Source organism: Streptomyces sp. NPDC001902 (genome assembly GCF_042891295.1).
In the GTDB taxonomy this organism is placed as follows: domain Bacteria; phylum Actinomycetota; class Actinomycetes; order Streptomycetales; family Streptomycetaceae; genus Actinacidiphila.
Genome location: NZ_JBIATA010000015.1, coordinates 179,657 through 198,210, shown reverse-complemented (window position 1 = coordinate 198,210; position 18,554 = coordinate 179,657). Strand labels below are relative to the sequence as shown.

The window sequence follows — 18,554 nt, the reverse complement described above, 5'->3', positions numbered from 1 at the left end:
CCTGCCCCGCATGCTGCATCTCCGGATGATCGTCCCGCAGGGGAGCACCGACGAGGTCGTGTCCCTCGTCGAGGGGACCGTGGGCGCCACCCACCTCGCCGTGCTGCCCGGAGCGGCCCGCAACCCGCGCGGGGACATCGTCATGTGCGACGTGGCGCGCGAGGCGGGCGACGAACTGCTGCGGGCCCTGCGGCGCATGGGCGTCGCCGACACGGGCTCGATCGCGGTGGAGCACATCGACCTGTCGCTGTCGGCCCGCGCCGAGAAGGCCGAGGAGGACGCGCCCGGGGAGGGCGCGGACGCCGTGCTGTGGGAGTCGCTGACCGACGCGACCCACGAGGAGTCCACCCTCACCGTCACCTATCTGGCGTTCCTGGCCCTGGCGACGATGCTGGCGGCCTGCGGCGTGATGCTCGACAGCGCGATCCTGATCGTCGGCGCGATGGTGGTCGGCCCGGAGTTCGGCCCGCTGGCGGGGGTGTGCACCGGTGTGGTGCAGCGCCACGGGCGGCTGGCCCGGCGCTCGCTGGTGGCGCTGCTGGTGGGCTTCCCGGTGGCGATGGTGCTCACCGGCGGCTTCGCCTACCTGATGGACGTCCTGGGCGTCTTCGGCGTGGCCGACTTCACGGCGCCGCATCCGTCGACCGCCTTCATCTGGCAGCCGGACGCCAGTTCCTTCGTGGTGGCGTTCCTCGCCGGGATCGCCGGGATCCTCTCGCTGACCTCCGCCAAGTCCGGCGCCCTGGTCGGCGTGGCGATCTCGGTGACCACCGTCCCGGCGGCCGCCAACGCCGCCCTCGCCCTGACCTACGGCGACTACCGCGAGCTGTGGGGCTCCTCGGCGCAACTGGGCGTCAACCTGGCGGGGATCGTCATCGCGGGCGTCCTGACGCTGCTCGCCCAGAAGGGCTTCTGGGCGATGCAGCGCAGGCGGCGGCGTACGGTGTCGGACGCGTCCTCGGTCTAGCCGAGCGCGGACTTCACGACGTCGGCGAGCCGGCCGGCCACCGAGCGGGCGTGGTCGATGTCGGCGGCCTCGACCATGACGCGGACCACCGGCTCGGTGCCGGAGGGGCGCAGCAGCACGCGGCCGGTGCTGCCGAGCTCGGCCTCCGCCTCGGCCACGGCCGCGGACAACTCGGTGGAGGACCCGACACGGCTCCTGTCGACGTCCCTGACGTTGACCAGGACCTGCGGCAGCCGCTCCATGACGGTGGCCAGCTCGGCCAGCGAACGGCCGGTGGAGACGACCCGGGCGGCCAGCATGAGGCCGGTGAGGGTGCCGTCGCCGGTGGTGGCGTGGTCGAGGATGATCACGTGGCCGGACTGCTCGCCGCCGAGCGCGTAGCCGTGCTCCTTCATCGACTCCAGCACGTAGCGGTCGCCGACGGCGGTCTGGATCAGCTCGATGCCCTCGCGCTCCATGGCGAGCTTGAAGCCCAGGTTGGACATGACCGTGCCGACGACGGTGTTCTTCCGCAGCCGGTCCGCCTCGCGCATGGCGACGGCCAGGACGGCCAGGATCTGGTCGCCGTCGACCTCGTGTCCCTGGTGGTCCACGGCCAGGCAGCGGTCGGCGTCGCCGTCGTGGGCGATGCCGAGGTCCGCGCCGTGTTCGATGACGGCGGCCTTGATCAGGTCCAGGTGGGTGGAACCGCAGCCGTCGTTGATGTTGAGGCCGTCCGGCTGGGCACCGAGGGTGACCACCTCGGCGCCGGCCCGGGCGAAGGCCTCGGGCGAGACACGGGCCGCGGCGCCGTGGGCCTCGTCCAGGACGATCTTCAGGCCGTCCAGGCGGTTCGGCAGGACGCCGATCAGGTGGGCGACGTACTGGTCGAAGCCCTGGTCGTACTCACGCACGCGGCCCACGCCGGCGCCGGTGGGGCGGTCCCAGGGGGCGCCGGTGCGGTGCTCCTCGTAGACGGACTCGATGCGGTCCTCGAGCTCGTCCGCGAGCTTGTGGCCGCCCCGGGCGAAGAACTTGACGCCGTTGTCGGGCATCGGGTTGTGGCTCGCGGAGAGCATCACGCCCAGGTCCGCGCCGAGCGCGCCGGTGAGGTAGGCCACGGCCGGGGTCGGCAGCACGCCCACCCGCAGCACGTCGACGCCGGCGCTGGCGAGCCCGGCCACCACCGCGGCCTCCAGGAACTCTCCGGACGCACGCGGATCCCGTCCCACCACGGCCACCGGCTTGTGGCCCTCGAACGTGCCCGCCTCGGCGAGCACGTGCGCCGCCGCGACCGACAGTCCGAGCGCCAGCTCAGCCGTCAGATCCGCGTTCGCGACACCGCGCACACCGTCCGTACCGAAGAGTCGTCCCACGTCGTTACCTCCGAGATGTTGCCGTGCTCCGCCCCGTACTCGCCGGGCGTCCATCCGGTTATACGTCTATACCCCCCGGAATGCGTACGCCCCGGAGACGCACAAAGTGCCTCCGGGGCGTACGTGCAGTGCAGCGCGCGCGTGATGCTTAGCGCTTGCTGTACTGCGGCGCCTTGCGGGCCTTCTTCAGACCGGCCTTCTTGCGCTCGATCTCGCGAGCGTCACGGGTCAGGAAGCCGGCCTTCTTGAGCGGGCCGCGGTTGTTGTCGACGTCCGCCTCGTTCAGCGCACGGGCGACGCCCAGGCGCAGCGCACCGGCCTGGCCGGAGATGCCGCCGCCGTTGATGCGTGCGATGACGTCGTAACGGCCGTCGAGCTCAAGGATCTTGAACGGCTCGTTGACTTCCTGCTGGTGCACCTTGTTGGGGAAGTACTCCTCAAGGGTGCGACCGTTGATCGTCCACTTGCCGGAGCCCGGGATGATCCGGACGCGGGCGACGGACTCCTTGCGGCGGCCCGTTCCGGCGGCCGGCTGGGGCTCGCCGAAGCGGGAGGCGAGGGACTCGGAGGTGTACTCCTCCGGGATCTCGATGGTCTCCACGATCTCGCCGTCCTCGACGAGAGGGGTCTCAGGGGTGGTCTCGGCCACGATGCTCCTCAGATGCTTTCTGTGTATCGGTGGTGGCCGGGACTAGCCCTGCGCGACCTGGCTGATCTCGAACGGAACCGGCTGCTGGGCACCGTGCGGGTGCTCGGCACCCGCGTACACCTTCAGCTTGGAGAGCATCTGGCGGCCCAGGCTGTTCTTGGGCAGCATGCCCTTGACGGCCTTCTCGATGGCCTTCTCGGGGTTCTTGTCGAGCAGCTCGTCGTAGCGGACGGAACGCAGACCGCCCGGGAAGCCCGAGTGGCGGTAGGCCAGCTTCTGCTGCTTCTTGTTGCCGGAGAGGTGCACCTTGTCGGCGTTGATGATGATGACGAAGTCACCGGTGTCGACGTGGGGCGCATAAATCGGCTTGTGCTTGCCCCTCAGGAGGGACGCGGTCTGGGACGCCAGACGGCCCAGGACGACGTCCTGCGCGTCAATGACGTGCCACTGGCGCTGGACATCGCCGGGCTTGGGGCTGAACGTACGCACGGTCGTAGCCTTCGCTTCTTCAGTGAGTGGGTACTGACAAGGCCACCCGGACGATCACGACAGCCCTGTCACCCTGCGGCGACGCATACCGCGAGGTGAACGCTGGTCATCGGCCCGGTGGACCGGCGTAGCGGCCTCTCACGTGAGAACGAGCAAGCCAATACGCATAACGAACCTGCAGAATACCCGCGGCTGCCCGTTCGGGTCAAAACAGCCGGTGCGGGGGCGTGCCCGCACCGGCCGCCCCCGCCCGCACGCCCGCCTCGGGGGCGCCGGCCCCGGCCCCCGGCCCGAGGCTCCGGTCACCGCTCCCGCGCGACCCGTGTCTCGTCCCACACCGGCTCCGGCGCCTCCCGGACGACCCCGTCCGCACCGAAGACCAGGTACCGGTCGAAGCTGCGGGCGAACCAGCGGTCGTGCGTCACCGCGAGCACGGTCCCGTCGAACGCCTCCAGCCCCTCCTGCAGCGCCTCCGCCGACTCCAGGTCCAGGTTGTCGGTCGGCTCGTCCAGCAGCAGTGCCGTCGCCCCGGCCAGCTCCAGCAGCAGGATCTGGAAGCGCGCCTGCTGCCCGCCCGACAGCTGGTCGAAGCGCTGGTCGCCCTGCCGGTCGAGCTCGTAGCGCCGCAGGGCGGACATCGCCTTGCCGCGGTCGCGCGCGTGCTCGGTCCACAGGATGTCGACGAGGGTGCGCCCCGCGAGCTCCGGGTGCGCGTGCGTCTGCGCGAAGTGCCCCGGCACGACCCGCGCACCCAGCTTCCACTCCCCCGTGTGCCGCACGCCGGGGTCGCCGGCCAGCAGCCGCAGGAAGTGCGACTTGCCCGAGCCGTTCGAACCGAGGACGGCCACCCGCTCCCCGTAGAAGACCTCCAGGTCGAACGGCTTCATCAGCCCGGTCAGCTCTAGCCGCCCGCAGGTGACGGCGCGCATGCCGGTGCGCCCGCCGGACAGCCGCATGCGGATGTCCTGCTCGCGCGGCGGCTCCTGCGGCGGTCCCGCCTCCTCGAACTTCCGCAGCCGGGTCTGCGCGGCCCGGTAGCGGGAGGCCATGTCGGGGCTGATCGCCGCCTGCTGACGGAGGGTCAGCACGAGCTTCTTCAACCGGGCGTGCTCCTCCTCCCAGCGCCGTCGCAGCTCCTCGAAGCGGGCGAAGCGTTCGCGCCGCGCCTCGTGGTACGTCGCGAAGCCGCTGCCGTGCACCCACACGTCCGAGCCGGCCGGTCCCGGCTCCACGCTGACGATCTTCTCGGCGGAGCGGGCCAGCAGCTCCCGGTCGTGGGAGACGAACAGCACCGTCTTCCTGGTCTGCTGCAGCTGCTCCTCCAGCCAGCGCTTCCCGGGGACGTCGAGGTAGTTGTCCGGCTCGTCCAGCAGCAGCACCTCGTCGGTGCCGCGCAGCAGCGCCTCCAGCACCAGCCGCTTCTGCTCGCCGCCCGACAGCGTCCGCACCTCGCGCCACTGGGCCCGCTCGTACGGAACCCCCAGCGCGGCCGTGGTGCACATGTCCCAGACCGTCTCGGCCTCGTAGCCGCGGGCCTCGGCCCAGTCGCTGAGCGCCTGCGCGTAGGCCAGCTGGGCGGCCTCGTCGTCCTGCGCCATGATCTCCAGCTCGGCGGCGTCGACCGCGGCGGCGGCCTCGCGGATCCGCGGCGTCGCCACGGACACCAGCAGGTCCCGCACGGTGCGGTCGTCCCGCACCGAGCCGACGAACTGCGGCATGACCCCCAGCCCGCCGCTCACCGTGACCGTGCCGCCGTGCGGCTTCAACTCACCCGAGATCAGCCGCAGGAGGGTCGTCTTGCCGGCGCCGTTCGCCCCGACGAGGGCCACCGCGGCGCCCTCGCCCACCCGGAACGAGACGTCGCCCAGCAACACCCGGCCGTCCGGCAGGTAGTACTCCAGATGCGCAACGTCCACATGTCCCATGCCGTGGATTCTCGTAGCACGGTCGCCCGCCGCCAAACTGGTTTTCTCCTCTATAGAATCCGCGCCATGACTGACGGGCCGCTGCAGCCGTACCACCCGGACGAGGGATGGACCGCACCGCCGGGACGGCAGGGCGTCCCGGGCGTCCCCCGGGGGCGGCGCCACGTGGTCCTCGGACGGGCCGGCTCCGGCGGCTCCGGCCGCTGCCCCGCCGAGGCCGGCTCACCGGCCTGCTGACCCCGCCCATGCCCTCCCTGCGCACGCTGCTGACCCTGCCCCGCATGCTCCGCCACGGCGCCGCCGTCGGGGCCGGCCTGCCACCGGACGAGGCCGTCGTCCTGGACGTCCCCGGCGTCCCGCTGCGCGGCGCGCTCGCCGCGGCGGGCACCGGCGACCACGGGCCCGCCCGGGAGCTGCTGTCCGCGACCCGGCTGGGCTGCCAGTGGGAACTGCGCGACACCTACGTCTGCGAGCTGGCGCAGTTCGCGCTCCACAACCCCGGGTGGCTGGACGCCTGGCTCGCCGCCGCGCCCGAGGACCCGGACGCGGCGCTGGTCAAGGCCGACCTGTGCGTCCTCCAGGCCTGGGAGATACGCAGCGGCGCCCGTGCCTCCGAGGTCTCGCCGGAGCAGTTCAAGGCCTTCTTCGCGCTGCTCAAGGACGCGGTGCCGGTGATCGGCGCCGCCGCCGAGCTCAACCCAGCCGACCCCGTGCCGTGGCGCGTCGCGCTCACCCACGCGCGGGGCATGCAGTCCTCGCGGGAGATCTTCGACGCGTACTGGACCGAGGCCGTCGAGCGCGCCCCGCACCACTACGGCTGCCACGCCTCCGCCCTGCAGTACCTGTGCGCCAAGTGGTACGGCACCCACCGCGAGATGTTCGACTTCGCCGAGCAGGCCGCCGAGGAGGCGCTGCCCGGCTCGAAGATCAACTCATTGCCGCTGCTCGCGGCCGTCGAGTACGAGATCGTCGCGGGCGGACCCGCCGCTGACGACGCGTCCGGCGCGGACGCCGTCGAGCCCGCCCGCATCGCCGCCGCCGTGGACCGCGCCCTGGAGCTCTCCGGCTGGTACGACCCCGGCGACCCGGAGGCTGCGGGGTTCCGCAACCACCTGGCGCTGATGCTGATGCGCGCGGGCCGCTGGGAGGAGGCGCTGCGGGTCTTCCGCGACATCGGCGTGCACGCCACCAGCTTCCCCTGGGCCCACCTGGGCGCGGACCCCCGCCAGGAGTTCCTGGACTTCCGCACCGGGGTGCGGATGCAGGTCGCCACCCGCACACCGTTCTTCGGCACCCCGCCCGCGGTCCCCGTACCGGCCGGCGCCCCCGACTGGGCGCCGCGCGCCCTGGCGGTGGCCTCCGCACCGCTCACCGCCGTCGCGCAGGCGGCGCTGCTGTGCCGGACCGGGCTGCGGCTGGCCCCGGCGGGGGCGGGCTTCACCCATGTCGAGCTGACCGGGGAAGGCAGTCTGGCGGGCGCGGTCGACCTGTTCACGGCGGGCGAGAAGTGGCCCGCGGTCGTCCTGCAGCGCTCGGGCGACCGGTACGGGATCACGCTGTACGCCAGGGGCAGGAAGGTCGCCGCGCACGAGTGGGCACCGGGGGCGCCCGTACCCTCGCTGGACGCCGCCGGCGCCACGGCCGCCGCCTTCGCCGCGGCCTACGGCGTCCACGACGCACGGCCCCTCACGGCGCTGCTGCGCGGCATGGACGCCCCGGGGCGGCGGCTCGCGGACACGGTGGCGGCACTGGGCCTGCCGGTGCTGCCGGAGGGCTTCGGGGAGCGTCCGGCCGCGCTCGACGGGGTGCCCGGCGCCCGGGTGCTCGCCCCGCGCGGTTTCCTCTCCGGGGTCAGGGACACCCTCACCACGGAGACGGGCGCGATGCCGCTCCCCCCGCGGGGCACGCCGGTGCGCCTCCCCGCCCGCTGGTGGGCGATGCGCGCGCTCTACCTGCTGCTGCTCGTCCCGGCCGCCTGCTTCTCCTGGTGGGGCGCCTTCCACGACCGCCTCCGCCCCGTCCCGCTGGTGCTGACGTCCCTGGGCTCGGGCTACGTCCTCACCCAGGTGGTCACGGCACTGCGGCGCCGCAGATGAACGCACGGGCCGGCGGCGGCCCGGTGCGCCGCGGCGCCGCCCCTCAGGCGCGCGGCAGCGGCAGGGTACGCATGTTGCGGGCCTCGCGGCTGCGCGCGGCCAGCAGCTCGTCCGCCGGGTAGCCGACCTCCTCCAGGGTCAGCCCGTGCGGCCGCACCACGTTGACCGCCGAGTGCCGGACCCGTCCCGCCAGCACCTCCCCGGGGAAACCGGCCGGCCGGTGGCCGTCGCCGACCAGCAGCATCGACCCCACCAGGGCGCGCACCATGTTGTGGCAGAAGGCGTCCGCCCGTACGGTCGCCACCGCCAGCCCGGAGGCGTCCCGCTCCCAGTGCAGCTCCAGGAGGGTGCGGATGGTCGTCGCGCCCTCCCGCTTCTTGCAGTAGGCCGCGAAGTCGTGCTCGCCGAGGAGCTTGCGCGCCGCCTCGTTCATCAGGTCGACGTCCACCGGCCGGTCGTGCCACAGCACGTGCCCCCGCAGCAGGGGGTCGACCCCGCCCTGGTGGTCGCCGACCCGGTAGGCGTAGCGGCGCCAGATCGCGGAGAAGCGCGCGTTGAAGCCGGCCGGGGCCTGCGAGACCTTCCACACCCGTACGTCCCAGGGCAGCCGTCCCGCCAGCCGGCGCAGCAGCTTGCCGCCCTCCGCCGCCCAGACGTCCTCCGGCAGGTCGACGTGCGCGACCTGCCCGCGGGCGTGCACACCCGCGTCCGTACGCCCGGCGACGGTCAGCTCGACCGGCTCGGGCAGCCGCAGCACCGTCTGCAAGGCCGACTCCAGCTCCCCCTGCACGGTCCGCCGGTTTCGCTGCTTCGCCCAGCCGGAGAACTCGGCCCCGTCGTACGCCAGGTCCAGCCGCACCCGGACGTACCCGGGCTCCACCTCATCGCTCGCCACACTCACCCGCAGATCCTCTCAAACACGCGGACGGGCCCGCCCCCAGAGATCTGGGTGCGGGCCCGTCCGGTCAGGACGTCAGGCGTCCTTGGACTCCTCGGCCGGAGCCTCGGTGGCCTCGGCCTTGTCCTCGACCTCGGCCGGAGCCTCGGTCTTGGCCTCGGCCTCCTTGACCGCGCGCTTGGTCGCGGCCTCCGCCTCACCCGTGGCCTGCTGGGCCACGGTCAGCGCCTCCACCAGCTCGATGACGGCCATCGGCGCGTTGTCGCCGCGGCGGTTACCGATCTTGGTGATGCGGGTGTAACCACCCGGGCGGTTCTCGTACCGCGGGGCGATCTCGGTGAAGAGCGTGTGGACGATGCCCTTGTCCGTGATCGTCTGCAGTACCAGGCGACGGTTGTGGATGTCGCCCTTCTTCGCCTTGGTGATCAGGCGCTCCGCGACCGGACGCAGACGGCGCGCCTTGGCCTCGGTGGTGGTGATGCGACCGTGCTCGAACAGCGACTTCGCGAGGTTCGCGAGAAGCAGACGCTCGTGCGCGGCGCTGCCGCCCAGACGGGCACCCTTGGCGGGCTTCGGCATGGTGTTTCTCCTCAATCTCTGCACCGGCCGTGTCAGGTACCGGTGTCAGGCCCCCCAGGCGGACGCCTGGGGGCAGTCAGATCAGTACTGCTCGGTCTCCACGAAACCGGCGTCGACGTCGTCGTCCGCACCGAAGGTGTCGGCGGCGGAGGTCGGGTCGAATCCGGGCGGGCTGTCCTTCAGGGCCAGGCCCATGCCGGCCAGCTTCGCCTTGACCTCGTCGATCGACTTCGCACCGAAGTTGCGGATGTCGAGCAGGTCGGCCTCGGAGCGCGCCACGAGCTCACCCACGGAGTGGATGCCCTCACGCTTGAGGCAGTTGTAGGAACGGACGGTGAGCTCGAGCTCCTCGATCGGGAGCGCGAGGTCCGCCGCCAGGGCGGCGTCCGTGGGGGACGGGCCCATGTCGATGCCCTCGGCGTCGACGTTGAGCTCGCGGGCGAGCCCGAACAGCTCGACCAGGGTCTTGCCGGCCGAGGCCATCGCGTCGCGCGGACGCATGGCCTGCTTGGTCTCGACGTCGACGATCAGCTTGTCGAAGTCGGTGCGCTGCTCGACACGGGTCGCCTCGACCTTGTAGGTGACCTTGAGCACCGGGCTGTAGATGGAGTCGACCGGGATGCGGCCGATCTCCTGGCCCTGCTGCTTGTTCTGGACGGCCGAGACGTAGCCGCGACCGCGCTCGACGGTCAGCTCCATCTCCAGCTTGCCCTTGCCGTTCAGGCTGGCCAGGACGAGGTCGGGGTTGTGCACCTCGACACCGGCCGGGGGCGCGATGTCGGCGGCGGTGACCACACCCGGGCCCTGCTTGCGCAGGTACATCACGACGGGCTCGTCGTGCTCCGAGGAGACGACGAGCTGCTTGATGTTGAGGATGAGGTCGGTGACGTCCTCCTTGACACCCGGCACGGTGGTGAACTCGTGCAGGACGCCGTCGACCCGGATCGAGGTGACGGCGGCACCCGGGATCGAGGAGAGGAGCGTACGGCGGAGCGAGTTGCCGAGGGTGTAGCCGAAGCCCGGCTCCAGCGGCTCGATCACGAACCGGGAACGGAACTCGTCGACGACCTCTTCGGCCAACGAAGGGCGCTGAGCGATCAGCATGGGGTGATGCCTCCAGTCTTCGGCACCCACTATTTGATGCCGAGGCTTCAAGGGTACGGGCGGCGCGGCGCCAGGAGCACCGCACCGCCCGGGACCGTGAGCGCTGCTACTTCGAGTAGAGCTCGACGATCAACTGCTCCTGCACCTGGGTGTCGATGACCGGGCGCTCGGGCAGGTTGTGCACGAGGATCCGCAGACGCGAGGGGATCGCCTCCAGCCAGGCCGGGACGGTCCTCTCGCCGGCCTCCCCCTGGGCCACCGCGAAGGGCGTCAGGTTACGGGAGGACTCGCGGACCTCGACGATGTCGTTCGCGACGACACGGGCCGACGGGATGTCGGTCTTGACGCCGTTCACGAGGAAGTGGCCGTGACGGACCAGCTGCCGCGCATGATCACGCGACTTGGCGAAGCCCGCCCGGTAGACCACGTTGTCCAGCCGGGACTCGAGGATGCGGAGCAGGTTCTCACCGGTCTTGCCGGACCTGCGGTTCGCCTCCACGTAGTACCCGCGGAACTGCTTCTCAAGGACACCGTAGATGCGCGCGCACTTCTGCTTCTCGCGCATCTGCAACAGGTACTCGCTGTCCTTGGTGCGCCCGCGTCCGTGCTCACCCGGGGGGTAAGGACGGATCTCGATCGGGCACTTCGCGCTCTCGCACTTGCTCCCCTTGAGGAAGAGCTTCTGCTTCTCCCGACGGCAACGCTTGCAGTCGGCCCCGGTGTAACGCGCCATTCCTGTTTGTCTCCTACCTGCTCAGCGGATTGCTGATCAGACGCGCCGGCGCTTCGGCGGGCGGCATCCGTTGTGCGGGGTCGGAGTGACGTCCTGGATCGAGCCGACCTCGAGGCCGGTGGCCTGGAGGGAGCGGATCGCGGTCTCACGGCCGGAGCCGGGGCCCTTGACGAACACATCGACCTTGCGCATGCCGTGCTCCTGCGCGCGGCGCGCGGCCGACTCGGCGGCCATCTGCGCGGCGAACGGGGTCGACTTGCGCGAGCCCTTGAAGCCGACGTGGCCGGCAGAGGCCCAGGAGATCACGTTGCCGGACGGGTCCGTGATCGAAACGATGGTGTTGTTGAACGTGCTCTTGATGTGGGCGTGCCCATGAGCGACGTTCTTCTTCTCCTTGCGGCGCACCTTCTTGGCGCCGGCCTGACGGCCCTTCGGAGGCATATGTGGTTACTCCCGGTGGAGGTGGTCGGTCCTACAGCGAAGACCGCTGACGAGCGTCCGCTGAGGACTACTTCTTGCCCGGCTTCTTCTTGCCGGCGATGGCGCGACGCGGGCCCTTGCGGGTGCGGGCGTTGGTGTGGGTCCGCTGGCCGTGGACCGGCAGGCCGCGACGGTGGCGCAGGCCCTGGTAGCAGCCGATCTCGACCTTGCGACGGATGTCCGCCTGGATCTCGCGACGGAGGTCACCCTCGGTCTTGATGTTGGCGTCCACGTACTCGCGGATCTTGACCAGGTCCTCTTCGTCCAGGTCGCGGACCCGGGTGTCCGGGTTCACGCCGGTGGCGGCGAGGGTCTCCTTGGCCAGGGTGCGGCCGATGCCGAAGACGTAGGTGAGGGCGACCTCCACACGCTTCTCGCGCGGGATGTCGACACCTGAAACGCGTGCCATTCAATGGCTCCTGTTGGTGTCCGGGGGTCTTCCACAGCGCCGTTCCTGACCGCCGTACCAGGTACGGATCAGGTCTCCGGCCCCCGCCGGAGGTGCCGTCAGCCGGAGCGTTCCGGCCGGACGGGCGCTGCGTATGTACATGTGTTTCGCGTCGCGCGAAGAACTGCGAGGTGCAGGTCGGCGTGCGTCAGCCCTGGCGCTGCTTGTGGCGCAGGTTGTCGCAGATGACCATGACCCGGCCGTGACGGCGGATCACCTTGCACTTGTCGCAGATCTTCTTGACGCTCGGCTTGACCTTCATGGGATGTCAGGTTCTCCGGGTCTTGAGATCTACTTGTAGCGGTAGACGATCCGTCCGCGCGTGAGGTCGTAAGGGGACAACTCCACAACGACCCGGTCATCGGGAAGGATGCGGATGTAGTGCATGCGCATCTTGCCACTGATGTGCGCGAGGACCTTGTGACCGTTCTGCAGCTCCACCTTGAACATAGCGTTCGGCAGAGACTCGATCACGGTGCCCTCGATTTCGATGGCGCCTTGCTTCTTGGCCATGTCCTGCTTTCGGGATCGGCTACCTTGGTCGGCTTTTGGCATGCCTGAAGGCATACGCGGGCCGACGTGACAGTCTACGTCAGCCGATCTGGAAAGACGAATCCGGGGTGTATGCCCGCGAAAGATGATCGGTAAGCGCGGCGGACGGGGCGCTCAGGCGAGCGGGTCCGGCGCGGCCGTGATCCCGTACTCCGCCAGCTTGGCCTTGCCGCCGTCGCGGGCGGTCAGGACCAGCGGGCCCTCCTCGGTGAGCGCGACGGAGTGCTCCCAGTGCGAGGACCAGGTGCCGTCGTCGGTCTTGACCGTCCACTCGTCCTCGAGGACATGGGTGAGCGGGGTGCCGAGGCTGACCATCGGCTCGATGGCCAGGCACATGCCGGGCACCAGGCGGGGGCCCTTGCCGCGCTTGCGGGACACGTAGTTCAGCAGGTGGGGGTCCATGTGCATCTGCGAACCGATGCCGTGGCCGCCGTACTCCTCGATGATCCCGTACTTGCCGCCACCGGGCTTCGGCTGCCTGCGGATGTACGTCTCGATGGCACGGGAGATGTCGACCAGACGGTCGCCCTTGCGGAAGGCGGCGATGCCGGCCCACATGGACTCCTCGGTCACCCGGCTGAGCTCCACCAGTTCCGGAGCGTGGCCGCTGCCCACGAACGCCGTGTAGGCGGCGTCGCCGTGCCAGCCGTCGACGATCGCGCCGCAGTCGATCGAGATGACGTCGCCGTCCTTCAGGACGGTCGCGGTGTCCGGGATGCCGTGGACGACGACGTCGTTCACGGAGGTGCAGATGGTGGCGGGGAAACCGCCGTACCCCAGGAAGTTCGGCTTGGCCCCGTGGTCGGCGAGGACCTTGCGGGCCACGTCGTCCAGGTCCTTGGTGGTGGCCCCCGGGACGGCCGCCTCACGGGTGGCCTCGTGGATCGCGGCGACGACCAGGCCGGCCGCGCGCATCTTCGCGATCTGCTCGGGGCTCTTGATCTCCACCATCGGTCCTGGCCTTCCTTCGTCCCACCGGATACCTCAACGGTACGGCCGCGGGGTCCTGGGGGACACCGCGGCCGTACCGGTCACGCATGTGCTCAGGCGGCGCTGTCGCCCGAGTCCTTCTTGTCGTGCAGCGCGTCCATCGCCCGCTTGGTCACCTCGGCGACCTTGCCCAGGGCCGAGATGGTGCGCACCAGGCCCTGCTGCTTGTAGTAGTCGATGATCGGCTCGGTCTTGCTGTGGTACTCCTCCAGCCGGACCCGCACCTTCTCCTCGGTGTCGTCCGACCGCTGGTACAGCTCGCCGCCGCACTCGTCGCAGACGTTCTCATCGGCCGGAGGGTTGTACACCACGTGGAAGACGTGGCTGCCGTTCTTGCGGCACAGCCGGCGACCGGCGATCCGCTTGACGACCTCCTCCTCGGGAACCTCGAGGTCCAGCACCGCGTCCAGCGCTATCCCGGCCTCGGCGAGGATCTTGTCGAGCGCCTGCGCCTGGCCCACGTTCCGCGGGAAGCCGTCGAGCAGGAAGCCGTTCCCGGCGTCCGGCTGCAGCATGCGGTCCTTGGCCATGCCGATGGTGATCTCGTCGGGTACCAGCCGGCCGGCGTCCATGTACTCCTGGGCCTTGCGGCCCAGCTCCGTGCCCTGGCTGATGTTCGCCCGGAAGAGGTCGCCCGTGGAGATGTGCGGGATCGACAGGTTCCTGGCAAGGTACGCAGCCTGCGTACCCTTGCCGGCCCCGGGGGGCCCGACGAGGACGATGCGCATCAGCGGAGGAACCCTTCGTAGTTACGCTGCTGAAGCTGGCTCTCGATCTGCTTCACGGTCTCCAGGCCGACACCCACGATGATCAGGATGCTCGTCCCGCCGAACGGGAAGTTCTGGTTCGCGTTGAACAGCACCAGCGCCACGGTGGGCACCAAGGCGATCAGACCCAGGTACATCGCGCCCGGCCACGTGATGCGGTTGAGCACGTAGCTGAGGTACTCCGCGGTGGGACGACCAGCCCGGATGCCCGGGATGAACCCACCATACTTCTTCATGTTGTCCGCGACTTCTTCGGGGTTGAACGAGATGGCCACGTAGAAGAAGGCAAAGAAGACAATCAGCAGGAAGTACGCGGTGATGTAGATCGGGTGATCACCCTTGACCAGGTTGTCCCTGACCCAGTTTGCCCAGGTAGACGTGGATCCACTGAACTGGACGACCAGTGACGGGATGTACAGGAGCGATGACGCGAAGATGACGGGAATCACACCCGCCTGGTTCACCTTCAGCGGGATGTAGGTGGACGTTCCTCCGTACGAACGACGGCCGATCATGCGCTTCGCGTACTGCACGGGGATGCGGCGCTGCGCCTGCTCGACGAAGACGACGAGGGCGACCATCGCCAGACCCACCAGGATGACCGCGCCGAACTCGACCCAGCCGTCCGCGATCTTCCCGGACTTCTTGATCGCCCAGAGGGCGCCGGGGAAGCCGGCCGCGATCGACAGGAACATCAGGATCGACATGCCGTTGCCGATGCCGCGGTCGGTGATGAGCTCGCCCAGCCACATGATGAGGGCGGTACCCGCGGTCATCGTGATGACCATCGTGATCGTGGTGAAGATCGACTGGTCGGGGACGATGTTGAAGCGGTCGGGGCACTGCTGGAAGAGGCTGCCGGAACGGGCGGTGGCCACCAGGCCGGTGCCCTGCAGGATCGCCAGCGCCACGGTGAGGTAGCGCGTGTACTGCGTGATCTTGGTCTGGCCGGCCTGGCCCTCCTTCTTGAGGGCTTCCAGGCGCGGGATGACCACGGTGAGCAGCTGCAGGATGATGCTCGCGGTGATGTACGGCATGATGCCGAGCGCGAAGATCGTGAGCTGCAGAAGCGCGCCGCCGCTGAAGAGGTTCACCAGGCCGAAGAGGCCCTGGTTCCCGCCGACCGCCTTGATGCAGGAGTTGACCACCTGGTAGTCGACCCCAGGGATCGGAATGTGCGCTCCCAGCCGGAACAGCACCATGATGCCCAGCGTGAACAGCAGCTTCTTGCGCAGGTCGGGCGTCCTGAACGCCCGGGCGAACGCGGTGAGCACGGTGCCTCCTGCGCCCCCCGCTTCTTCGGCGGGAGGTGACGGTGTTGAAAGCTACGAATGGTCGAACTGCAAAACGATGGGGGTTGCCTGACCCGCGTCAGCGCACAGGCTCCGCAAGACCAGCCCGGCCCACCTTACCGGCGAGCGTCCGTCCCCGGAATGACCAACCGGGGATGCCCCGCACGAAAGTGCGGAACATCCCCGGCTGGATGTGGCATCACTCTCAGACGAGCTCGGTGACCGAGCCGCCCGCGGCGGTGATCTTCTCCTTGGCGGAGCCGGAGACCGCGTCGACGGTCACCTGCAGCGCCACGGAGACCTCGCCGGTGCCCAGCACCTTGACGAGCTGGTTCTTCCGCACGGCACCCTTGGCGACCAGGTCGGCCACCGTGACCTCGCCACCCTCGGGGTAGAGCGCGGTCAGCTTGTCCAGGTTCACGACCTGGAACTCGGTGCGGAACGGGTTCTTGAAGCCCTTGAGCTTCGGCAGACGCATGTGGAGGGGCATCTGCCCACCCTCGAAGCGTGCCGGAACCTGGTAGCGGGCCTTCGTGCCCTTGGTACCACGACCGGCCGTCTTGCCCTTGGACGCCTCACCGCGACCCACACGGGTCTTGGCGGTCTTGGCACCGGGGGCCGGACGGAGGTTGTGGACCTTCAGCGGGTTCGACGTGTTGTCGGTGCCCATGTCAGTCAACCTCCTCGACCGTGACGAGGTGGCGGACGGTCTGGACCATGCCGCGGATCTCCGGGCGGTCCTCCTTGACCACAACGTCGTTCAGCCGCTTCAGGCCGAGCGAACGCAGGGTGTCACGGTGGTTCTGCTTGCTGCCGATGTACGACTTGACCTGCGTGACCTTGAGGCGAGCCATTACGCACCCACCCCAGCACGCGCCCGGAGCAGAGCCGCGGGGGCCACGTCCTCGAGGGGCAGGCCACGACGGGCGGCGATCTCCTCGGGGCGCTGCAGCCCCTGGAGAGCGGCCACCGTGGCGTGCACGATGTTGATCGCGTTGTCGGAGCCGAGCGACTTCGACAGGACGTCGTGGATGCCGGCGCACTCCAGAACGGCGCGCACCGGACCACCGGCGATCACACCCGTACCGGGGGAAGCAGGCTTGAGCAGGACGACGCCCGCGGCCTTCTCGCCCTGGATGGGGTGGGGGATGGTGCCCTGGATACGGGGGACCTTGAAGAAGTGCTTCTTGGCCTCCTCAACACCCTTGGCGATGGCGGCCGGCACCTCCTTGGCCTTGCCGTAACCGACACCCACGGTGCCGTCACCGTCGCCCACCACGACCAGCGCGGTGAAGCTGAAGCGACGACCACCCTTCACAACCTTGGCGACGCGGTTGATCGCGACGACGCGCTCAACGTACGCGGTCTTCTCGGCGGCAGCTGCGCCGCCGTCACGGCCCTTCCGGTCCCGCCGCTCGCCGCCACCGGCACCGCCACCGCGGCGCTGGGGTCCAGCCATTGGATTACCTCTCTCTGTTTCCGCTAGCTACGGAACCGGCTCAGAAACCGAGCCCGGCTTCGCGGGCGGCGTCGGCAAGGGCGGCGATGCGCCCGGCGTACCGGTTGCCACCACGGTCGAACACGACGGTCTCGACACCGGCCGCCTTGGCGCGCTCGGCGACCAGCTGGCCGACCTTCTTGGCCTGCTCGGTCTTGTCACCCTCGACGCCTCGGATGGAGGTGTCCAGGTGCGACGCCGAGGCCACGGTGTGGCCCTTGAGGTCGTCGATGACCTGCGCCGTGATACCGCGGTTGGAGCGGGTCACGACCAGGCGCGGACGCGCCTCGGTGCCCGAGATCCGCTTGCGGACGCGGATGTGGCGGCGCTTCTTGGCGGCGCCCTTGTAAGCATCGCCCTTGGCGATCTTCACACCGTATGCCATGGCTTACTTACCAGCCTTTCCGACCTTGCGGCGGATGACTTCGCCCTCGTACTTGACACCCTTGGCCTTGTACGGGTCGGGCTTCCGCAGCTTGCGGATGTTCGCGGCGACCTCGCCGACCTTCTGCTTGTCGATGCCCTCGACCGAGAACTTGGTGGGGCTCTCGACCTTGAAGGAGATGCCCTCGGGGGCCTCGACGACGATCGGGTGGCTGTAGCCCAGGGCGAACTCCAGGTTGGAGCCCTTCGCCTGGACGCGGTAACCGACACCGCTGATCTCGAGCTTCTTCACGTAGCCCGCGGTCACGCCGGTGATCATGTTCGCCACCAGCGTGCGCGACAGGCCGTGCAGGGCCTTGTTCAGGCGCTCGTCGTTCGGACGCGACACCTGCAGGGTGCCGTCCTCGCCCTTGACGATCTCGATCGGCGCGGCAACGGTGTGGGTCAGGGAACCCTTGGGGCCCTTCACCGAGACCGTCCGGCCATCGATGGTGACGTCCACGCCGGCGGGAACCGGGATGGGCAGCCGTCCAATACGCGACATGGCTATACCTCCGTTTCCCGACTACCAGACGTAGGCGAGGACTTCCCCACCCACGCCCTTCTTGTTTGCCTGCTTGTCGGTGAGGAGCCCGTGGGAGGTGGAGATGATCGCCACGCCCAGGCCGCCGAGCACCTTCGGCAGGTTGGTGGACTTTGCGTAGACCCGCAGACCGGGCTTGCTGATGCGCTTGATGCCGGCGATCGAGCGCTCGCGGTTCGGACCGAACTTCAGCTCGAGAACGAGGTTCTTGCCGACCTCGGCGTCCTCGACCTTCCAGCCGGTGATGTAACCCTCCTGCTGGAGGATCTCCGCGATGTGCGACTTGATCTTGCTGAACGGCATGGTGACCTCGTCGTGGTACGCGGAGTTCGCGTTCCGCAGACGCGTCAGCATGTCTGCGATCGGGTCAGTCATGGTCATGTGATGGCCTTAGGCCTCTCTCGCCGGGGTTTCCTATATGCGCCATCCCTCTCCCCCATCAGACTGGGGACGGGTGCGGCGCGGGGACCTACGGCGTAGTAAGACGGTCATGGGCGGCGGGCGCCCAACCCTTCTACCTTACGGTATGCAGGGCTGGGCTCCCGCCACTCATCTGCTTACCGAGAGCCCCTGGTGGTTACCAGGAGCTCTTGGTCACGCCCGGCAGCTCACCGCGGTGCGCCATCTCACGAAGGCACACGCGGCACAGGCCGAACTTGCGGTACACGGAGTGCGGACGGCCACAACGCTGGCAGCGCGTGTAGGAACGCACGCCGAACTTGGGCTTGCGGGCGGCCTTCGCGATAAGAGCCTTCTTCGCCACGG

The 18,554-nt window shown here is 69.6% G+C and carries 25 protein-coding genes; 3 read left to right on the top strand and 22 right to left on the bottom strand.

What is annotated here, in order from left to right:
• Positions 1-10: 10 nt before the first annotated feature.
• Complete coding sequence (locus ACFYYN_RS24640; RefSeq protein ID WP_500547511.1) at positions 11-967, top strand: DUF389 domain-containing protein; 957 nt, start codon at positions 11-13, stop codon at positions 965-967.
• Here the strand turns inward: ACFYYN_RS24640 and glmM are convergent.
• The 4 genes from glmM to ACFYYN_RS24620 form a co-directional block, all read right to left on the bottom strand.
• Positions 964-2,322 carry a phosphoglucosamine mutase gene (glmM, locus tag ACFYYN_RS24635; protein ID WP_500547510.1) on the bottom strand — a complete coding sequence of 453 codons (1,359 nt, stop codon included), beginning with the start codon at positions 2,320-2,322 and terminating at the stop codon, positions 964-966. The two genes, ACFYYN_RS24640 and glmM, sit on opposite strands and share 4 nt — an antisense overlap.
• 148 nt (positions 2,323-2,470) lie before the next feature.
• Positions 2,471-2,971, bottom strand: coding sequence for a 30S ribosomal protein S9 (gene rpsI, locus ACFYYN_RS24630; RefSeq protein ID WP_319140461.1), 501 nt, complete (start codon positions 2,969-2,971; stop codon positions 2,471-2,473).
• Positions 2,972-3,013: 42 nt separating this feature from the next.
• Positions 3,014-3,460, bottom strand: a complete 447-nt coding sequence (gene rplM / locus ACFYYN_RS24625) for a 50S ribosomal protein L13 (RefSeq protein WP_089229083.1) — start codon at positions 3,458-3,460, stop codon at positions 3,014-3,016.
• Between the two features lie 302 nt (positions 3,461-3,762).
• Complete coding sequence (locus tag ACFYYN_RS24620; RefSeq protein ID WP_500328135.1) at positions 3,763-5,385, bottom strand: ATP-binding cassette domain-containing protein; 1,623 nt, start codon at positions 5,383-5,385, stop codon at positions 3,763-3,765.
• Positions 5,386-5,451: 66 nt separating this feature from the next.
• Between ACFYYN_RS24620 and ACFYYN_RS24615 the strand changes: the two genes are divergently transcribed.
• Entirely contained in the window at positions 5,452-5,622 is a 171-nt protein-coding gene (locus ACFYYN_RS24615; protein ID WP_500547509.1) for a hypothetical protein, read from the top strand.
• 8 nt (positions 5,623-5,630) lie between these two features.
• Positions 5,631-7,481 carry a hypothetical protein gene (locus ACFYYN_RS24610; protein WP_500547508.1) on the top strand — a complete coding sequence of 617 codons (1,851 nt, stop codon included), beginning with the start codon at positions 5,631-5,633 and terminating at the stop codon, positions 7,479-7,481.
• Between the two features lie 43 nt (positions 7,482-7,524).
• On the opposite strand, the gene truA is transcribed toward ACFYYN_RS24610, so the two are convergent.
• The 18 genes from truA to ACFYYN_RS24520 form a co-directional block, all read right to left on the bottom strand.
• A complete protein-coding gene (gene truA / locus ACFYYN_RS24605; RefSeq protein ID WP_500547507.1) occupies positions 7,525-8,382 on the bottom strand; it encodes a tRNA pseudouridine(38-40) synthase TruA in 858 nt (285 codons plus the stop codon).
• 72 nt (positions 8,383-8,454) lie between these two features.
• Entirely contained in the window at positions 8,455-8,958 is a 504-nt protein-coding gene (gene rplQ / locus ACFYYN_RS24600; protein WP_499513436.1) for a bL17 family ribosomal protein, read from the bottom strand.
• Positions 8,959-9,039: 81 nt separating this feature from the next.
• The gene (locus ACFYYN_RS24595; protein ID WP_499513435.1) at positions 9,040-10,062 is read right to left on the bottom strand and encodes a DNA-directed RNA polymerase subunit alpha; all 1,023 of its coding nucleotides are present in this window, start codon (positions 10,060-10,062) and stop codon (positions 9,040-9,042) included.
• A gap of 106 nt (positions 10,063-10,168) precedes the next feature.
• The gene (gene rpsD / locus ACFYYN_RS24590) at positions 10,169-10,795 is read right to left on the bottom strand and encodes a 30S ribosomal protein S4 (RefSeq protein WP_499513434.1); all 627 of its coding nucleotides are present in this window, start codon (positions 10,793-10,795) and stop codon (positions 10,169-10,171) included.
• Positions 10,796-10,831: 36 nt separating this feature from the next.
• Positions 10,832-11,236, bottom strand: a complete 405-nt coding sequence (rpsK, locus tag ACFYYN_RS24585) for a 30S ribosomal protein S11 (RefSeq protein WP_018558890.1) — start codon at positions 11,234-11,236, stop codon at positions 10,832-10,834.
• Positions 11,237-11,303: 67 nt separating this feature from the next.
• Positions 11,304-11,684: a 30S ribosomal protein S13 gene (gene rpsM / locus ACFYYN_RS24580; RefSeq protein ID WP_499513433.1), complete on the bottom strand. Its 381-nt coding sequence runs from the start codon at positions 11,682-11,684 to the stop codon at positions 11,304-11,306.
• Positions 11,685-11,871: 187 nt separating this feature from the next.
• Positions 11,872-11,985 carry a 50S ribosomal protein L36 gene (gene rpmJ, locus ACFYYN_RS24575; protein WP_003956441.1) on the bottom strand — a complete coding sequence of 38 codons (114 nt, stop codon included), beginning with the start codon at positions 11,983-11,985 and terminating at the stop codon, positions 11,872-11,874.
• A gap of 29 nt (positions 11,986-12,014) precedes the next feature.
• Positions 12,015-12,236, bottom strand: coding sequence for a translation initiation factor IF-1 (gene infA, locus ACFYYN_RS24570; protein WP_003956442.1), 222 nt, complete (start codon positions 12,234-12,236; stop codon positions 12,015-12,017).
• Between the two features lie 153 nt (positions 12,237-12,389).
• Positions 12,390-13,226 (bottom strand): type I methionyl aminopeptidase, encoded by an 837-nt coding sequence (map, locus tag ACFYYN_RS24565; RefSeq protein WP_499513432.1) that lies wholly within the window; start codon positions 13,224-13,226, stop codon positions 12,390-12,392.
• Between the two features lie 92 nt (positions 13,227-13,318).
• Complete coding sequence (locus ACFYYN_RS24560) at positions 13,319-13,993, bottom strand: adenylate kinase (RefSeq protein WP_500328143.1); 675 nt, start codon at positions 13,991-13,993, stop codon at positions 13,319-13,321.
• The gene (gene secY, locus ACFYYN_RS24555; RefSeq protein WP_500328144.1) at positions 13,993-15,306 is read right to left on the bottom strand and encodes a preprotein translocase subunit SecY; all 1,314 of its coding nucleotides are present in this window, start codon (positions 15,304-15,306) and stop codon (positions 13,993-13,995) included. Before secY ends, ACFYYN_RS24560 begins: the two co-directional genes overlap by 1 nt.
• Positions 15,307-15,529: 223 nt before the next feature.
• Entirely contained in the window at positions 15,530-15,994 is a 465-nt protein-coding gene (gene rplO, locus ACFYYN_RS24550; protein ID WP_384295517.1) for a 50S ribosomal protein L15, read from the bottom strand.
• Position 15,995: 1 nt separating this feature from the next.
• The gene (gene rpmD / locus ACFYYN_RS24545; RefSeq protein WP_087927574.1) at positions 15,996-16,178 is read right to left on the bottom strand and encodes a 50S ribosomal protein L30; all 183 of its coding nucleotides are present in this window, start codon (positions 16,176-16,178) and stop codon (positions 15,996-15,998) included.
• Positions 16,178-16,783 (bottom strand): 30S ribosomal protein S5, encoded by a 606-nt coding sequence (gene rpsE, locus ACFYYN_RS24540; protein ID WP_319658494.1) that lies wholly within the window; start codon positions 16,781-16,783, stop codon positions 16,178-16,180. The genes rpmD and rpsE overlap by 1 nt, the downstream gene beginning before the upstream one ends.
• Before the next feature lie 40 nt (positions 16,784-16,823).
• A complete protein-coding gene (gene rplR, locus ACFYYN_RS24535; protein WP_499513428.1) occupies positions 16,824-17,207 on the bottom strand; it encodes a 50S ribosomal protein L18 in 384 nt (127 codons plus the stop codon).
• A gap of 3 nt (positions 17,208-17,210) precedes the next feature.
• Positions 17,211-17,750, bottom strand: coding sequence for a 50S ribosomal protein L6 (gene rplF / locus ACFYYN_RS24530; RefSeq protein WP_500328147.1), 540 nt, complete (start codon positions 17,748-17,750; stop codon positions 17,211-17,213).
• A gap of 21 nt (positions 17,751-17,771) precedes the next feature.
• A complete protein-coding gene (gene rpsH, locus ACFYYN_RS24525; protein ID WP_326572868.1) occupies positions 17,772-18,170 on the bottom strand; it encodes a 30S ribosomal protein S8 in 399 nt (132 codons plus the stop codon).
• Between the two features lie 196 nt (positions 18,171-18,366).
• Positions 18,367-18,552 (bottom strand): type Z 30S ribosomal protein S14, encoded by a 186-nt coding sequence (locus tag ACFYYN_RS24520; protein ID WP_059127180.1) that lies wholly within the window; start codon positions 18,550-18,552, stop codon positions 18,367-18,369.
• Positions 18,553-18,554: the final 2 nt, after the last annotated feature.